The sequence below is a fragment of the Neobacillus sp. C211 genome (genome assembly GCF_051842875.1).
Classification (GTDB): domain Bacteria; phylum Bacillota; class Bacilli; order Bacillales; family Cytobacillaceae; genus Neobacillus.
The window spans coordinates 58,580-72,317 of the sequence record NZ_JBPXRO010000010.1 but is presented as its reverse complement, the minus strand read 5'-3'; the positions used below and the strand labels follow the sequence as shown (position 1 = coordinate 72,317).

The window sequence follows — 13,738 nt, the reverse complement described above, 5'->3', positions numbered from 1 at the left end:
AAAGGCAGGAATCAAACCTGTCTTTTTTTCATGGATTCTAATGAAAAAAAATGAAATAATGGTGATACAGTCAAGATGTCTAGGGGAGGTATTGGAATGAAGATTTTTGATGTTTCTAGAAAGCTAATAAACGGGATGCCAGTCTGGCCGGGTGATACCACCTTTAAATATGAGGTCTCATGGCCAATGGAGGAAAGCGGCTCTGTTAATGTTGGCAGACTCGAATTAAGTACCCACACGGGAACACATGTGGATGCTCCGTTTCATTTTGATAACGCGGGAAAAAAGATCATTGAGTTGGACCTTAATCTATACATCGGTCCAGCGAAAGTTATTGATATGATTGGAAAGGAAAGCATTGGTGCAGCTGATTTAAGAGAGATGGATCTTGATGGGTGCAAACGGGTGTTGTTCAGAACCCTTGCGTGGGAAAATCCCAATCAATTCCCTGAAAAGATCCCACATATTGAGCCAAACTTAGCTCCTTTCTTAGGAAGGAAAGGGATTCAGCTTATCGGCTTGGATATTCCATCTGTTGATCCAATCGACAGTAAAGAGCTGCCTGCCCATCATAGCTTGAATGAACATGGAATTCACATCCTAGAGTCACTAATGCTCGATGAAATTGAACCAGGAGATTACGAACTCATTGCCCTGCCGCTCCCATTAGTCGAAGGAGACGGGAGTCCAGTTCGCGCAGTCCTGCGTCAGAAATGAATGGTGTCAGGCACCATTATGGAATAAAAAAGAAGCGTGAATCTCAACTAAACTGGATTCACGCTTCTTCTGTTAAAGGCCACAATCAGATTTGTTTGGTTTAAGCAATAACACATCAATCTAAAAGGAAAAAACCTCCAGAGTCTCCTCGTTCTAAGTATGTTTTCTACGAAATACTAGCCAGTAACTCCCCAGTCCGAAGATAAAAAATAAACCGACCAAAACAGGAATAACATAATTATTAAAGGTAGGCTTAGCATCCTTCACTTGTTTAGGAGTCGATGAGGCATGCTCCATTTGTTTCATGGTCTTTTTATTTGCTGATACTATTTTATGATTAACAGTGGTTAAGGGGATAACCTGAACTGTTTGGCTTAATACTCGATTATTTTGAGGAGAAGAGACTTCTAATCTAGAATCGGCAAAGACATTCGTTCCTAATAGAAAAAACAACATGGATGTGATAAGAGAAATCTTATTAAACATCATTTTCAACTCCACTATATTGAAATCTTCTTGTTGTTCATTCTATCACCGATTCTTGAAGGTAATTTCAAATTGAAGGCATTGTTCACAAAGCTTTCGAATTTAAAACTCTTCAATCTAACCCAATGTCTGCCAAACCATAGGAATACACAGTGTATTGAGCCATATTTATCGTAATTATTCCAAACTCAAACTTGAGATAAATCAATTTCATTCGGAGGAAATTAATCGTAATCTGTATAAAATGACTTTGCGAACATTTGATTAAAGGCTGCTCCTTATGGGCAGTTTTTTTTTTTGAAAATAAAAACTGTATTAAGAACGGAGAATTCGTTATAATATTAACATTAAAGAACCAAGGATAAGAGGTTGTAATAATTTTCCCTTCCAGATAAATAATAAACAAAAAGGGAGGGATTTTTTTTGGAGCGCAATCAGGATAGTAAATTTGAAGAAACCTTTCTTCCAGTGACCTCAATCGGCAGTGGAGTTGGAATAGCAGTTTTGCCTGATATTTATTGTTACACCGACAAAATCGTGAACCTAGTACTTGTAGGCAACCCGAATGAGTCGGATGATTTTGTTTTAATTGACACGGGCATGCCTAAGTCAGCAGATGAGATAAAGGAAATGGTTGAAGAACGTTTTGGTGAGGGTGCCCTTCCTAAAGCGATTGTATTAACGCATGGACATTTTGACCATGTCGGATCAGTGGCTGAATTGTTGGAGGAATGGGAGATTCCGGTATATGCACATGAGCTGGAAATCCCTTATTTGACTGGAAAGTTAGATTATCCGCCTGGTGACCCTAATGTTGATCGTGGACTTGTTGCAAAAATGTCGCCGATGTTCCCCAACCATGGAATTGATATTAGTGCGCATGTTCATATGCTTCCTGCAGATGGAACCGTTCCAAATATGCCTAATTGGAAGTGTGTACATACACCCGGGCATACGCCGGGCCATATTTCCTTATTCCGTGAACAAGACCGGGCGCTGATTGTGGGAGATGCATTTGTGACGGTAAAACAAGAATCTCTATATAAAGTAATGACGCAAACACAAGAGATTAGCGGTCCCCCAAAATATTACACTACTGACTGGGATGCTGCTTTTGAATCTGTAAAAAAGTTAGAGGCACTCAAGCCGCAAGTAGCAGTGACTGGTCATGGACTTCCAATGAGTGGGGAGGACCTAGCAGAAAATCTAAATTATTTAGTGGAGCATTTTGCTGAAATTGGCCGGCCTGACAGTGGGAAATATGTGAATTAGTAATTTCTGAAGAAACTAGGGCTGTTGACTCATGCAGCTCTTTTATATCACTTTATTGTTCGTTTTTAAGAACAAGAAAAAAACTTTAGGTATCAGCATAAATATCATTAGAAATAATGGAGACTAATTGAACTAATTCATTTGAGGTGAAAATAATGAGACTCTGTTTCTTTTTACTAGTTGCTGGACTGTTGGATGCTGTTTTAACTCATTTTGGAATTGTTTCAGGTATTGTTGAAGAGGGAAATCCAATGATGAAGCTTGTAATTGAAAAAAGCTGGTCCTATTTTTACATCATAAAAATCTTTCTGCCCCTCTTGTTGCTTGGTTTGTTCTACTTGCGACCACTAAAAGGGTGGATTCGGACTCTTTTGGTTTCCACTTGTGTTCTTTATCTCTCCGTCCTGGTATATCATATGGTGTGGATTGTCCTCTACTTAAATACTGCATCATGACTTTTCCTCTATTCCCAACTAGACACTCCAAGGTTATTCAGTTAGTATCAATACGATATGGAAAGACAAATAATAAGAAAAATGATTTTTATATAAAGGAGTTCAATATGTTAAATACCTTAAAACCATACTTGCAGGAAGCTTGGGAAAAGTCAGGATTTCAACAGCCGACTTCCATTCAAGAAGCCGCTATTCCAATGATTCTTGAAGGCAAGAATTTAATTGCCGAGTCACCGACAGGTACTGGAAAAACGCTGGCTTATTTGCTGCCATTGTTAGATAAAATGGACCCAAGTCTACAAACTTTGCAAGCGGTTGTGTTAGCTTCTTCGCAGGAGCTGGTAATGCAGGTCTATCAAGAATTTCAAAAATGGTCGGAAGGCAGCGGAATAAGGGGCACTTCGATTATTGGCGGAGCCAATATGAAACGCCAGCTTGAAAAATTAAAGAAACGCCCGCATGTTATTTTTGCAACACCTGGTCGTTTATTTGAACTGATCAAACAGAAAAAGGTGAAAATGCATGAAGTAAAATTGGTTGTTCTCGATGAGGGTGATCAATTACTTATTCACGAGCATCTTAATACTGTCCAAAACATTGTAAAATCAACCATGAGTGACCGCCAAGTTGTTTTGTTTTCAGCTACAATGAAACCGGCAACAGAGAAATTGGCAAAAGAAATGACGAAAGACCCGGAAGTTCTTCGCATCGAAAAGGATGAACTTGCTTCGTCTGGAGAAGTCGAGCATATTTATTTTTCATGTGATCCAAGAGATAAGATCAAGCTCCTCGAAAAAATCACGCGCTTAGAAAATAGTAAATCGCTTGCGTTTATTAATGATATTGTTGAAATTGAAGTATTTAAGGAAAAATTACATTTTAAAGATTTATCGATCGGAATCTTGCATAGCGACATGAAAAAGCTCGAACGGCAGGCTGCATTAAAGTCTTTCCGTGATGGCAAAATGAACATGCTAATTGCTACAGATGTGGCGGCGAGAGGACTTGATATCCAAGGGGTTACCCATGTGGTCAATATCGATTCTCCAAAGGATATATCGCAATATGTACACAGGGCTGGAAGAACAGGAAGAATGGGTGCAAATGGGATTGTTATCTCGCTTGTTACCGAAAGGGAAGAAAGAGAATTGAAACAGTATTGCCGTGAGTTAAACGTTCCGGTTCATAAAAGAGTGTTTTACAAAGGCCTGATTTCTGAAGAGGGACAAAGAGACCAGAAATTACGGAGATAATGGAACTCACATCCAGAGAACTAGTATTATGAGCAAATGACTAAATTTAGAAAAAGCTCCAGTCCTCAAAAAAGAATAAGACTAATTATTTTCACTCATACTATCAATGTATTTCTCGAAAAAGGAGATGGTAGTGTGGGAAGACAGAAGCTTGGTAATCAAAATGCTCAGCGTAATAATAATCGCAAAAAACCAATGAGAGATAGTGAAGAACTGGTTGAATTTACAACTGGAGAAGCACTAAAACATAACCGTCCAAATAGTAAATAACAAAGTGCGCCTCCTTTTTAATAAGGGAGGCGCTTTTTTTATGGGAGGTCACCACATTTGTAGATTCTTGTTGAACACGACGAAAATCACTCTTCAGCAAGTAATTTGAGTGCTTTTTTAGCGGGGCCCTCAATAACATCGCCTGAATATGCATAGCGAGAACCGTGGCATGGGCAATCCCAAGATTTTTCAGCATGATTCCATTCACACTCACAGCCAAGATGGGTGCAGGTGGTGTCGACAACATAAAGTTTACCGTTTTCATCCTTATAGCCGCCGGCCCTTTTTCCGTTATACATGACAACAGAGCCTTCACCCACCTGTAAATCATCTGTGGACTTATCCGTATACTCAAGTTTGCCTTTAATTAGATGTTTAGCCACATCTGCATTGGTTGTGATGACACTCTTTAAGTCGGGATCAGCTTGGAATCGGGACGGTGTATAGAGCTCCATATATGGGTTGTCCCTTTCCATAACATAATCGGTCAACAAGTGACCTGCGAGAATCCCTGTTGTCATCCCCCATTTTTTATAACCTGTGGCCACTAAAACATGCTCACGGCCTTCAGTGTAATGTCCAATATATGGAAGTTTATCCAGTGTAACCATATCCTGGGCAGACCAGCGATAATCGTACTCTTTAATCCCAAAAACCTCTTCAGCAAACGTTTCGAGTGCTTCATAATGCTTCAGCGTGTCCATTCCTTGCCCCGTTTTATGATTTTCACCACCGATGATCAATAACTTTTCCTTTTCCCCATTAAGCGGTGTATAACGAATCGATCGAGGTGGGTTATCGGCGCTGATATACATGCCACCAGGGTAGTCCTTATCGGTTTTTATCCCGATTGCGTAAGACCTGCTCGCATACATTCTCGCAAAATAAAGCCCTGGTTTATCATAAAAAGGGAAATGGGAGGCAATAATCACATGCTTGCATGATACTCTATGTCCAGACTTAGTAACAACTTTTGGTTCCGAATCATCGTACTCAATGTCTGAAGCGACTGTATTCTCATAAACAGAACAGCCCGCCTTAACCGCATCATCTAGAAGTGCTTTTAGAAACTTAAGGGGATGATATTGCGCTTGATTGCGCATCATGAGAGCACCTTTTGCAGGAATTTTAAAGGGGATCGTATCCTTTAAAGCCCCATCGATTTCTAGACTTTTATATGCTTCCCATTCCGTTTTAAGCTTGTCGACATACTCATCCGTTGTTGCATAAACATAAGCGTCTTGCTTACTGAAATCACAATCAATTCCCTTTTCCTCTACGCAGCTTTCGACAAATCGAATGGCATTCATATGTGATTCATAATAAAGCCGAGCTTTTTCTATTCCAAAATGATTTATTAATTCATCATAAATAATGCTATGCTGTGCTGTTAATTTTGCAGTTGTGTGGCCAGTAGTCCCATTCAAGACACTGCCTGCTTCTAAGAGGGCCACCTTTAAGCCGTCCTTTGACAGCAAATAGGCAGCGGTAATTCCAGATATCCCGGCACCAACAATTGCAACATCCACAGAAAGATCTTGTTCTAATGAATTAAAAGCAGGTAATTCTATTTCACGCCAATACGTTTTTGGGAATTTTGGGATTTTTTCAGATGAACTCATATATACTCCTCCAGCCTAAAAAAATGACATCATATTTAATTTTTCCAAAAGTGATAAAATTAATGTAAGTATGGAAATATTTCCTTAGTCGCAAAAAAAGAACCTTGCGTTTTGCATGGTTCTTCCCGTTATATATTAGGAGGTTAAATAATGATGAACCCTTGGTCTACAGAATCTGAATTAACTTAGCAAGATGCCGACGCATAACAAACCTTAAACTTGGCTTTGACTGAATAAGATAGAATCATTCCTCTTTATCAATTTTTAATGGATCAATACGGGTAGAGTCTTCAGTATTTAAGGCGCTTCTAACAAAATGGAAAAATGTTCCTCCAATACAGCCGAGAAATAAGACAAAACCAATCGTTGTGACCCACCAAATTGCAGACATTGTATTCCCCCTTTGTCTAGCTTAAGCATTCATTTCTTAAGCTTTTCTAAAAATATATGCATAAGGGGGGAGGATTTTTCCTATGAATCACTGATGGAAATATACTATTTTTTATTAGTCTTTTTTCTTAAGTGCGGCATAGTAGTCAACTTTTTTGATATTGACGCCGACAAAGGTTTCGATAATGGACTGGCCGCCGGCAATCGAGAAAATTAAAATAACCACATAGGTAATACGTGGAAAGAGCAAATATGCACCCCCAAGTAAAATAGCGCTCCAAACACCAGCACACCAATAACATTTCAATAAATAACCAAACATTGATGTTGGAACTTCCTTGGTTTCCACTCCATCGTCCGTTTCTACTTTTACTTTCTTAACAAAAGGTTTACGGATAAATTCAGTAATTTTATCAAAGACAATTAAATGAGTTAAACGGTAGCTCGCTAGAATTAACATGATATAGGTCATCCATGAGATATCTTCCACGTTTTCAATCCTCCAATATCCACTTGGTCTCTCCCTAATGGACAGCTCCATTTTATTTTTCATTTCCCTGTATATTTTGAGCCTGAAATCAAAATTATATATTCGGAGGAGGCGAAAAAATGAAAAAATCTTTTTGGTTTAGTTTTCTGTTTTTATTATCACTATTCTGTATTCCAAGTGTGTCTTTTGCCCAGCAAATTTACACCGTTCAGCCGGGGGACACACTTTGGAAAATCGCAGTTAGGTATCAAGTTGGAATTTCCGAAATTATTTCGGCAAACCGGCAATTTTCGAACCCAAATTTGATTTATCCAGGTCAAAAGGTTACCATCCCGAGTTTCGATGCTGTAAAAAGTACGGAAAGCCAGGTAATCCAGTTAACCAATCAGGAGCGTGCAAAAAATGGTTTGAAGGCATTAACCCCTGATTGGGAGCTCTCAAGGGTTGCTCGTTATAAAGCCAATGACATGAGAGATAAAAACTATTTCAGTCATACCAGTCCAACGTATGGCAGTCCGTTTGCTATGATGAAAAGCTTTGGGATTTCCTACCGCTCAGCTGCTGAAAACATTGCAGCAGGGCAAACGACACCGGCTTCAGTCGTTCAAGCTTGGATGAATAGCTCCGGTCACAGGGCAAATATTTTAAGCACGAGATCTACCTATATTGGGGTTGGCTACGCACAGGGTGGCTCAAAAAGACACTATTGGGTACAGATGTTTATTTCTAAGTAAGATAAAAGGGTCAGTTTCTTAAGCATTTCGCTTAGGGGCTGACCCTTTCTACGTCTTAGGACCGATATGAAAATCAAGCTCAAGCGCAATTATGATAAACAATGAAAAGAGGTAAGATGAAATCAAGATAAAGAAAGGAGCAAAACAAAATGAAAAAATTTGGTTTACTGTTAGCAGGTGGAATTGCAGCGATGATCTTGCTTTCCACAATTGGTCCAATGGTGGGGTTACTCGTCAGCTTAGTACTCCTATACTTCATATTCAAACAGTTCTTAAAAGCTGAATCGACAGGAGGGAAAATTGGGCTTGGGATCATTGGATTCATTGTCCTCATCGTATCCATTCATAACGCTCCAGCAATTATAGGGGTTGCAGCAGCTTATGTGTTATACCTTGTTTATAAAAAATGGAATGAGAAAAAGCACACAACCGTGAAGGATGAAAATGACCCATTTGTTAATTTTGAAAAACAGTGGAATGAATTGAAAAATTATTAAGAAATAAAGGAGAGAATGAACATGACAAACTTATTTACAAGAATTAAAAACACGATTACAGCAGATTTACACCAGGCACTTGATCAAAAAGATAAACAAAATCCAATTGCTTTATTAAATCAATACCTACGCCAGTGTGAGCAAGAAACAGAGAAAGTTAGAAAGCTATTAGAACGTCAATACACACTGAAAGATGAATTTACAAGAGAATATCAGCAAGCGTCCCAGTTAGCTGAAAAAAGAAAGTACCAAGCTGAAATTGCTTCTAAAGCAGACGAATCAGAACTTTATCAGTTTGCCTCAGCAGAGCATCAGCAATATGCAGATCGTGCAAGCCGCTTGGGTGCATCACTTGAACAAGTAAAGAGTCAATTAGTAGAATTAGAAAGAAAGTATGAAGAAATGAAGCACAAGCTAAAAGATATGCACCTAAGACGGATGGAATTAATGGGCCGTGAAAATGTAACACGAGCGAACCTCCAAATCAACCAGGTGCTTGATTCTAATACGTATTCAGATAAATCCTACTCGAAGTTTAAAGATATTGAAAATTATCTTGACCGCTTAGAGCATCAAGTGAATAGCTCATACTATCGCAATACGATCGATGCTCGTGTGGCACAACTAGAAAAAGAAATGAAATTGGAAGAAAGCAAGTCCATTTAAATACAAAACATGGTATGCTAAATAAAAAAGCGGAAGCGCCCCTAGGCGCTGGAGCTAGACATTAAAGGCGTAGGATTTCTGCGCCTTTTGGCCATAAACAATAGTAATACAAAGTATAAAAAGAGTTATCCAGATGATTATAAGGGAGGGTGGACCATGTTTAAAAATACTAAAAATGATTATATAGGCTGGCTGGTCATTATCGGTGCGATCATTTTAGTCATGGAAATACTATTTTTTAACAGTGGGCTAATTTTCTCTCTTTTTATCTCTGGAGGCATGATTTACCTCGGCCGCAAACGATCGGGGAAAAAGAAGGGGAAAATACTTTTTATCGGCGGGATTATTTTCTTAGTCCTTAGTCTCTTAAATATGATGACGTTTAAGTTTTTACTAGTTGCGATATTACTGCACTTTTTTATTCAATTTTTAAATGCCAAAAAGAAACCAAAGAAAATCTCACCTGAAATCACGGAAATCGAACCAACCTCCCATGAAGAAACAATGATAAAGTCAGAACCTCTATTTGAAAATATCGTCCTTGGTCAGCAAAAGACCCCCCCAGGTGCCTACGAATGGAATGATGTAAATATCCAGGCAGGGATCGGTGATACCATCATTGATCTGAGCTTTACGATGCTGCCTAAAGGGGAAACGGTTATCTTTATTCGCAATTTGATTGGGAATATTCAAATCCTTGTTCCTTATGATATTGATGTTAGTGTCCAGCATTCATGCATCATGGGTTCAACGACTGTTTTCGAGCACCACGACTCTAAACTTTTCAATCGAGTATTACACCTAAAAACACCAGGATATGAGACAGCTGAGCACAAAGTGAAAATTTTCACCTCGCTCATGGTTGGAAATTTAGAGGTGAGCCGGATATGAGCACAACCCAGCGTAAAATTTTCTGGAGTGTTGGCTTTTCCTTTTTCCTTGCGATTATTGTCAGTGCCATTTTTATCTTCGTATTCCCACTAAGCAGTTGGGCGGAATTGTGGAGTAAACATTTCATGAATGTTCCGTTTGTAATCTTTATCCCTGCCTTTAGCATTGCCGTGGGGATTCTCTTAGGTGCAGTCTCTGGGGTGTTTTGGAGAAGACAGTTTCTATCCATTGAACACTCCTTGCATCTATTAGAGGAAGGAAAACAAATAGAAGTAATTAAGGAGAAACCTGCTATCTCAGAAATGCAGCTCATTGCAAACCGAATTGAGAAAATAGGCAAACAAATGGCTGAACAAGCGAAGCTTTCGCAGCGATTAGCCACTGAAAAGGTGGAAGACCTTGAAGGAAGAATCCAAGAAATTATTGAACAGGAACGGAACCGATTGGCCCGTGAACTGCATGATTCTGTCAGTCAGCAATTATTTGCTGCTTCGATGATGATGTCGGCCATCAACGAAACTAAACAGCAATCACCCGTAGAAAATGACCGCGAAGCGAAACAATTGAAATTAGTCGAAGAAATGATTCACCAATCACAGTTGGAAATGCGTGCCCTGCTTTTACATTTACGGCCAGTGGCCTTAAAAAATAAAACACTTCAAGAAGGAATCGAAGAGCTATTAATCGAATTATCACAAAAGGTTGAGATGGATATTAAATGGAAGACAGAGATTTTTCCGTTAGATAAAGGAGTAGAGGATCATCTTTTCCGTATCCTCCAAGAGTCGATCTCAAATACGTTAAGACATTCGAAAGCCAATAAACTCGAAGTTTTGATGGTAAAACGGGATGATCTTGTCATCTTAAGGATTATTGATGACGGAATAGGTTTTAATGTAAACGAGATGAAAGCAGGTTCCTATGGAATGCAAAATATGCATGAGCGTGCAGTAGAAGTAGGCGGCACGTTAAAAGTGGTTAGTGTAAAAAATCAAGGAACAAGGCTGGAAGTGAAGGTTCCGGTGATGATTAATGGAGATGGTGCCAATGATTAGAGTCGTATTTGTTGATGATCATGAAATGGTTAGAATCGGAGTTTCTTCTTATTTATCAGCGCAGCCAGACATTGAGGTAGTTGGAGAAGCCGACGATGGAAAAAAAGGTGTGGAGCTTGCCCTCGAACTTCGCCCTGATATCATTCTAATGGATTTAGTGATGAAGGAAATGGACGGGATTGAAGCCACAAAGCAAATCATTGAACAGTGGCCGGAAGCAAAGGTCATAATCGTGACAAGCTTTTTGGACGATGAAAAAGTTTATCCTGCACTTGAAGCAGGGGCAACCAGCTACATGCTGAAGACCTCTAAAGCGGGTGAAATTGCCAATGCAGTCCGTGCTACATACCATGGACAATCAGTCCTTGAACCGGAAGTAACCGGAAAAATGATGGTGAAAATGCGCCAAAAAAATACACATATGCCACACGAAGACCTTACCACCCGTGAAATTGAAATATTATTATTAATGGCAGAAGGCAAAACCAATCAAGACATTGCTGATGAGTTATTTATTGCCCTCAAAACCGTCAAAACCCATGTCAGTAATATTTTGAGCAAGTTGAACGTCCAAGATAGAACGCAAGCGGTTATTTATGCATTTAAGCATTCATTAATTAAATAAATTTCGGAGGCTTTCCTAAATAGGAAGGTCTTTTTTTTATAAAATTTCAAAAATATAATTGAAAACATTTCTCATTTGCTGTTATTATATAAATGAAAATGATTATCATTATTATAGATACTGGAGGATTACATAAATGAAACTATTAAAAGTGTCAGGCACTCTAATTATATCTAGCAGTCTACTATTTGGATGTTCAAATAATACGGAGAAAACAGCAACTACAGAAAAGGTAAAAGACAAAGTAGTTACAAGTCAGGCTGCACTTACTGGGGTCACAGATGATTACAGGGCATATGCCTTAGGAGAAATTGAAGAATTTGTTAAGGCAACAGATGCCTTTACAACCGCTGTTAAAAATGGAGATATAGAAGAGGCTAAAGCTCTTTATGGGCCCGCACGGATGCACTATGAGCGCGCCGAACCAATTGCGGAAGTGTTCGGCGACCTTGACCCGAAGATTGATGCACGAGAAGGAGATGTCCCGGAAGCGGAATGGGGCGGCTACCACCGGATAGAAAAGGGCCTATGGATCGACAAAACGACCAAAGGATATGAACAATTTGCTGAGCAGTTAATGAAAGATGTCAATCTTTTACGTGCTAAGGTAGATACCGTAGAAGTGACACCTGAATTATTAATAACCGGAGCAGTTGATCTATTAAATGAGGTTTCTACTTCCAAGGTAACAGGCGAAGAGGATCGTTATTCCCATACAGATTTGTATGATTTTGCTGCTAATGTACAGGGCGCAGAAAAGATTTATCAGCTTTTAAATCCGGCATTAAAGAAAAAAGATGAGGACGTTTCAAAAGAAATAGAAGCGCGTTTCAATGATGTTTATAATCTACTAAACCAGCATAAAAAAGGCGAAGGCTATAAGCTCTATACTGATTTAACGGAAGCACAGGTTAAAGAACTAAGCCAGGCGATTGACGCACTAGCTGAACCACTCTCTCAAATAGGACTTGTTACGGAGGCGTCTTAATTGGTAAAGAAGAATAAAAACATCATCGATGAATCTATATCAATCGGAAATAAGATTTCGAGAAGAGATATCTTAAAAACGGCCGGTGTTGGCGGTGTCGGAGTAATTCTGGGCGCTTCAGGACTCAGTAGTTTGCTTTCGATTTCTGAGAGCAAAGCTACCACCAAAGATGACCATGAGATCGTGCCCTTCTATGGAAAACATCAAAGTGGCATTACGACAAAAACACAAAACCATGTTTATTTTGTTTCCTTGGATGTGACCACCTCGAAAAAGGAAGATTTGGTTCAATTATTCAAGGATTGGACAAAAGCCGCAGCATTGTTATCTGAAGGGCAAGCGGTAGGTGATTTATCAAGTAATGAATTTCTCCCTCCCAAAGATACGGGCGAGGCAGCGGGATTATCCGCATCCAATTTAACGGTTACATTTGGGGTTGGTCCAAGCCTATTTGTAAAAGACAATCAAGACAGGTTTGGTCTAAAACATAAGCAGCCGAAAGAATTAGTTGACCTTCCTAAATTTCCGCTAGATGCGCTGGAAGAAGAATGGACCGGAGGCGACCTTTGTATTCAAGCCTGCGCCGATGATTTGCAAGTAGCCTTTCACGCGGTTCGAAATCTGATTCGAATTGCAAGAGGGAAGGCGATTTTACGCTGGGCACAAACAGGGTTTCAACGCACGAAACAAGCAGACCCTAAAAGTGAAACGCCAAGGAATTTGTTTGGCTTTAAAGATGGGACAGCTAATCCTGATGTAAACAATGAATCACATATGAACAGGCAGGTTTGGGTTCAGCCTGGGGATGGCCCTAATTGGTTAGTGAATGGAAGTTACCTTGTTGTCCGTCGAATTCAAATGTTTATTGAAGTGTGGGACCGTACAACATTAAAAGATCAAGAAAATACCTTTGGCCGTTATCGTGAAAATGGTGCACCAATTGGGCAAAAAAGTGAATTTGAAAAACTTGATTTGAAGCAAAAAAATGAAAAAGGCGAATATAGCATTCCTGCCGATTCGCATACACGCTTATCCCATGGGGACGGTTCCCAGCAGATTCTGCGCAGGGCCTATTCTTATTCGGATGGAATGGATCTGAAAACCGGCAGCTTTGATGCGGGTCTATTGTTCTTATGTTTCCAACGTGCTCCTAGTAAACAATTTATCCCTATACAAAATAGATTGGCCAAGATGGATAAATTAAATGAATATATATCCCATAAAGGAAGTGCCATCTTTGCTTGTTTACCAGGAACGAAATCAGGTGGTTTTATAGGAGAAACACTTTTTAACTAAGGTTTTTCCTTTCATTAGAGGAGAGAGACGC

Annotated in this window: 17 protein-coding genes; 13 read left to right on the top strand and 4 right to left on the bottom strand. The window is 39.4% G+C overall.

Annotation, left to right across the window (positions count from 1 at the left end):
- Nucleotides 1-96: 96 nt before the first annotated feature.
- Complete coding sequence (kynB, locus tag ACSU6B_RS11460; RefSeq protein ID WP_215002908.1) at nucleotides 97-717, top strand: arylformamidase; 621 nt, start codon at nucleotides 97-99, stop codon at nucleotides 715-717.
- 153 nt (nucleotides 718-870) lie between these two features.
- Here the strand turns inward: kynB and ACSU6B_RS11455 are convergent, their stop codons facing one another.
- Nucleotides 871-1,206, bottom strand: coding sequence for a hypothetical protein (locus ACSU6B_RS11455; RefSeq protein WP_410885288.1), 336 nt, complete (start codon nucleotides 1,204-1,206; stop codon nucleotides 871-873).
- Nucleotides 1,207-1,626: 420 nt separating this feature from the next.
- Between ACSU6B_RS11455 and ACSU6B_RS11450 the strand changes: the two genes are divergently transcribed.
- The 4 genes from ACSU6B_RS11450 (at nucleotide 1,627) to ACSU6B_RS11435 (ending at nucleotide 4,453) form a co-directional block, all read left to right on the top strand.
- Nucleotides 1,627-2,475 carry an MBL fold metallo-hydrolase gene (locus tag ACSU6B_RS11450; protein WP_410885286.1) on the top strand — a complete coding sequence of 283 codons (849 nt, stop codon included), beginning with the start codon at nucleotides 1,627-1,629 and terminating at the stop codon, nucleotides 2,473-2,475.
- Between the two features lie 155 nt (nucleotides 2,476-2,630).
- Nucleotides 2,631-2,930, top strand: a complete 300-nt coding sequence (locus tag ACSU6B_RS11445; RefSeq protein ID WP_215002912.1) for a DUF5658 family protein — start codon at nucleotides 2,631-2,633, stop codon at nucleotides 2,928-2,930.
- Nucleotides 2,931-3,037: 107 nt separating this feature from the next.
- Nucleotides 3,038-4,183 carry a DEAD/DEAH box helicase gene (locus ACSU6B_RS11440; protein ID WP_410885284.1) on the top strand — a complete coding sequence of 382 codons (1,146 nt, stop codon included), beginning with the start codon at nucleotides 3,038-3,040 and terminating at the stop codon, nucleotides 4,181-4,183.
- A 135-nt stretch (nucleotides 4,184-4,318) separates the two neighbouring features.
- Entirely contained in the window at nucleotides 4,319-4,453 is a 135-nt protein-coding gene (locus ACSU6B_RS11435) for a hypothetical protein (protein ID WP_282599650.1), read from the top strand.
- Between the two features lie 86 nt (nucleotides 4,454-4,539).
- Here the strand turns inward: ACSU6B_RS11435 and ACSU6B_RS11430 are convergent, their stop codons facing one another.
- From ACSU6B_RS11430 to ACSU6B_RS11420, 3 genes are all read right to left on the bottom strand, one after another.
- Entirely contained in the window at nucleotides 4,540-6,075 is a 1,536-nt protein-coding gene (locus ACSU6B_RS11430) for an FAD-dependent oxidoreductase (protein ID WP_410885282.1), read from the bottom strand.
- A 244-nt stretch (nucleotides 6,076-6,319) separates the two neighbouring features.
- On the bottom strand, nucleotides 6,320-6,466 hold the full coding sequence (locus ACSU6B_RS11425; RefSeq protein WP_214715314.1) for a hypothetical protein: 147 nt from the start codon (nucleotides 6,464-6,466) through the stop codon (nucleotides 6,320-6,322).
- Nucleotides 6,467-6,580: 114 nt separating this feature from the next.
- Complete coding sequence (locus ACSU6B_RS11420; protein ID WP_215002918.1) at nucleotides 6,581-6,955, bottom strand: DUF1360 domain-containing protein; 375 nt, start codon at nucleotides 6,953-6,955, stop codon at nucleotides 6,581-6,583.
- A gap of 119 nt (nucleotides 6,956-7,074) precedes the next feature.
- Here ACSU6B_RS11420 and safA point away from each other — a divergent pair, with 119 nt between their 5' ends.
- The 8 genes from safA to efeB all read left to right on the top strand — a co-directional run bounded on the left by safA (nucleotide 7,075) and on the right by efeB (nucleotide 13,707).
- Complete coding sequence (gene safA / locus ACSU6B_RS11415; protein WP_410885279.1) at nucleotides 7,075-7,689, top strand: SafA/ExsA family spore coat assembly protein; 615 nt, start codon at nucleotides 7,075-7,077, stop codon at nucleotides 7,687-7,689.
- A 149-nt stretch (nucleotides 7,690-7,838) separates the two neighbouring features.
- Nucleotides 7,839-8,186: a lmo0954 family membrane protein gene (locus ACSU6B_RS11410; RefSeq protein WP_410885277.1), complete on the top strand. Its 348-nt coding sequence runs from the start codon at nucleotides 7,839-7,841 to the stop codon at nucleotides 8,184-8,186.
- 21 nt (nucleotides 8,187-8,207) lie between these two features.
- Entirely contained in the window at nucleotides 8,208-8,852 is a 645-nt protein-coding gene (locus ACSU6B_RS11405) for a PspA/IM30 family protein (RefSeq protein ID WP_215002924.1), read from the top strand.
- A 156-nt stretch (nucleotides 8,853-9,008) separates the two neighbouring features.
- On the top strand, nucleotides 9,009-9,743 hold the full coding sequence (gene liaF / locus ACSU6B_RS11400; protein ID WP_410885275.1) for a cell wall-active antibiotics response protein LiaF: 735 nt from the start codon (nucleotides 9,009-9,011) through the stop codon (nucleotides 9,741-9,743).
- Nucleotides 9,740-10,798, top strand: coding sequence for a sensor histidine kinase (locus ACSU6B_RS11395; RefSeq protein ID WP_410885273.1), 1,059 nt, complete (start codon nucleotides 9,740-9,742; stop codon nucleotides 10,796-10,798). Before liaF ends, ACSU6B_RS11395 begins: the two co-directional genes overlap by 4 nt.
- Nucleotides 10,791-11,423, top strand: a complete 633-nt coding sequence (locus ACSU6B_RS11390) for a response regulator transcription factor (protein WP_088085790.1) — start codon at nucleotides 10,791-10,793, stop codon at nucleotides 11,421-11,423. Before ACSU6B_RS11395 ends, ACSU6B_RS11390 begins: the two co-directional genes overlap by 8 nt.
- A gap of 136 nt (nucleotides 11,424-11,559) precedes the next feature.
- Nucleotides 11,560-12,411, top strand: a complete 852-nt coding sequence (efeO, locus tag ACSU6B_RS11385; RefSeq protein ID WP_410885270.1) for an iron uptake system protein EfeO — start codon at nucleotides 11,560-11,562, stop codon at nucleotides 12,409-12,411.
- The gene (gene efeB, locus ACSU6B_RS11380; protein WP_410885268.1) at nucleotides 12,412-13,707 is read left to right on the top strand and encodes an iron uptake transporter deferrochelatase/peroxidase subunit; all 1,296 of its coding nucleotides are present in this window, start codon (nucleotides 12,412-12,414) and stop codon (nucleotides 13,705-13,707) included.
- The last annotated feature ends 31 nt before the right edge of the window (nucleotides 13,708-13,738 follow it).